This window comes from Pseudomonas sp. EA_65y_Pfl1_P113 (genome assembly GCF_963970525.1).
Classification (GTDB): Bacteria; Pseudomonadota; Gammaproteobacteria; order Pseudomonadales; family Pseudomonadaceae; genus Aquipseudomonas; species Aquipseudomonas tritici.
This window is the reverse complement of the sequence record NZ_CAXAQM010000303.1, coordinates 1-552: the sequence shown is the minus strand read 5'-3', so window position 1 is coordinate 552 and position 552 is coordinate 1. Positions and strand designations below refer to the sequence as shown.

The window sequence follows — 552 nt, the reverse complement described above, 5'->3', positions numbered from 1 at the left end:
CCATATCGAGATTGGCGGTGGGATAGCCGATCGTACGGCCGAGCTTGTCGCCATGCTGCACCGTGCCCGCCACCGCGAACGGGCGCGTCAGCAGCCGTGCCGCGCCACGTGGGTCCCCCGCCTCCAGCAGCGCGCGGATTCGGCTCGAGGAGACGGGTTCTCCGTCGAGCATGACCGGGCCGACGGTATCGACCGAAAAGCCGTTCTTGCGGCCGAGATCGGCCAGCACCGCGACCGTGCCGCTCTTGGCCTTGCCGAAGGTGAAGTCCTCGCCCGTTACGACTCCGCCGATGCCGATCGTGTCGAGCAGCCGGTCGCCGACGAACTCCACCGCACTCAGCGCGGCGAGTGCCGTATCGAACTGGAAGACGATCATCGCATCGGCCCCGGCTTCGGCGAACAGCCGCTCGCGCTGGTCGAGCGTGGTCAGGCGGAACGGGGCGGTGTCGGGACGGAAATGGCGTACGGGATGCGGATCGAAAGTGGCGACCAGCGCCGGGCGACCCTCCGCGCGCGCGCGTTCCACCGCGCGACCGACCACCGCCTGGTGGC

The 552-nt window shown here is 69.7% G+C and carries 1 protein-coding gene; it reads right to left on the bottom strand.

Annotated elements, in window-relative coordinates; genetic code table 11:
* Positions 1-552: riboflavin kinase (locus AACY52_RS29745; protein WP_339561292.1), on the bottom strand; the 552-nt coding region annotated here is incomplete at both ends.